This is a genomic window from Kitasatospora sp. NPDC057512 (assembly GCF_042802135.1).
Classification (GTDB): domain Bacteria; phylum Actinomycetota; class Actinomycetes; order Streptomycetales; family Streptomycetaceae; genus Kitasatospora.
On the sequence record NZ_JBHVET010001078.1, the window covers coordinates 1 to 2054 of the forward strand.

At 70.4% G+C, this 2054-nt stretch carries 2 protein-coding genes; one reads left to right on the forward strand and one right to left on the reverse strand.

What is annotated here, in order from left to right; genetic code table 11:
* A partial coding sequence (locus ACFU6K_RS37785; RefSeq protein WP_380671003.1) for a hypothetical protein occupies positions 1–297 on the reverse strand: 297 nt, incomplete at its 3' end.
* A 226-nt stretch (positions 298–523) separates the two neighbouring features.
* Between ACFU6K_RS37785 and ACFU6K_RS37790 the strand changes: the two genes are divergently transcribed.
* The gene (locus ACFU6K_RS37790) at positions 524–2008 is read left to right on the forward strand and encodes a purine-cytosine permease family protein (protein WP_380671005.1); all 1485 of its coding nucleotides are present in this window, start codon (positions 524–526) and stop codon (positions 2006–2008) included.
* The last annotated feature ends 46 nt before the right edge of the window (positions 2009–2054 follow it).

The window sequence follows — 2054 nt, forward strand, 5'->3', positions numbered from 1 at the left end:
CTTCAGGGCCTGGCGGCTGACCGCCGGGTCGGGATCGGTGAGCCGCGCGGCGACGAAGGCGACGTCCCCGGCGATCGTCGCGGCGACCCCGGCCAGGCCCCGGCCGTAGGCGCCGCGCTTGTCCAGTTCGGCCAGCAGGGGGCCGAGCCGCTCCGGCCCGTCGCCCTCGTTCGGTCCCGCTGCCCGCTCCTTCGTCCAGGCGGCGAGGCGCCGCATCCGGGCGGGGTGGGCGAGCGGGGCGAGCTCGGCGAGGAGGTGGTCGACGGCTTCGGCCGGGGCCTGCGGTGCGCTGGACATGCGGGCCATTCAACAGGCCCGCCGCCCAGCGGTCGCACGGTTTTCCGGGCGGACCGGGTGCGGGTCCGGGAGGCGGGTGCGCCGATGGCCGCCGGCGAGCACCCGCGCCAACCGCTCTGCGTCCAGAACAAAGTAGGATGATTCGACTCCCGCTACGCGCGAAGAGTTCCACAAATATCTTATTTGACCGATTTACCTCCCGCTTCACACGCACGGAGCCACCCTCATGGACAATCCGTCCACCGACGCCAACGACGGCGCGATCGAGACCCGCGGCATTGAGCCTGTCCCCGACCACGAGCGCCGGGGCAGAGTCCGCGAGCTCTTCCCGACCTGGGTCGCGGCGAACATCAGCGTCCTGCTCCTCACCATGGGCGCGGCCCTGGTGGTGTTCAACCACTTGAACTTCTGGCAGGTCCTGGTCGTCGCCGCGTGCGCCGCCCTCATCTCGTTCGGCATGGTCGGCGTGCTGTCGGTCTCCGGGAAGTGGGGCGGAGCCCCGGGCGCGACCCTGTCCCGGGCCACCTTCGGGGTGCGCGGCAACCTCTTCCCCGGCGCGATCCTCTGGATCGCCCGGTTCGGCTGGGAGACGATCAACGCCGTCACCGGCGCCTACGCCGTGCTGACCGTCCTCGACCTGGTCTTCGGCGTCAAGAGCAACACCGCACTGATCGTGATCACGCTCTTCGCCTTCGTCGCCTGCACCTTCCTGGTCTCCGGCATGGGCCGGAAGGCGCTGAACGTCTGCAACACCTGGTCGACGTACCTCTTCGGGATCTTCAGCGTGCTGGTGCTGGGCTACCTGGTCGCGACCATGAACTGGAGCGAGGTCTTCTCCAAGCCCGCGGGCACCACCGCGATGATGATCGCCGGCATCGGGACCATCGCCGCCGGCGGCATCAGCTGGGTCCCCACCGGCCCGGACTTCGCCCGCTACCTGCCGCACGCCGCCTCCGGCCGGAAGATCGTCGGCGTGACGGTCTCCGGCGCCGGCCTTGTCATGGTGCCGATGGTGCTGATGGGCGCCGTGATGGCGGTGGCCTCGCCCGGACTGGCCGAGGCCGCGGACCCGGTCTCCTTCCTCGGCGACCTGCTGCCGACCTGGCTGGCCGTGCCCTACCTGCTGACCGCGATCGTGGGCATGCTGCTGATCAACAGCCTCTCCATGTACTCGGCCGGCTTCACCGCGCAGACCATGGGCGTGAAGCTGCCGCGCGCCATGGCCGTCAGCATCAACGCCGTGATCTCGCTGGTCGGCGGCCTGCTGCTGATGCTGGTCGCCAAGAGCTTCCTGGGCTCGTTCATCACCTTCCTGATCCTGCTCGCCGTCTCCTTCTCGGCCTGGATCGGCGTCTACGCGGTGGACATGTACCGGCGGCGGTCGCGCGCGGTGCGCTACGACGCCGCCGCGCTGATGGACACCAGCAGGAACAGCCGGTACTGGTACGCGGGCGGCTTCTGCTGGCAGGCGATGGTGTCGTGGGTGCTCGCGCTGCTGGCCGGGCTCGCCTTCACCAAGTGCGACTGGTTCGCCGGCCCGCTCTCCGGCACCTTCGTCGGCAAGTACGGGCTCGCCTGGGCGGCGACCATCGTGATCTCCGGCGTGATCATGGCCGTGCTCCCGACTCCCCGGGAGAACACCTCCGGCACCGACGAGCAGGCCGACGGGCAGACCGCCGAGCAGGCCACCAAGCAGGCCGCCATCGTCTGACCGCACGACCACACCCCGGACCGCCCGGCGGTCGGCTCACCCGAGC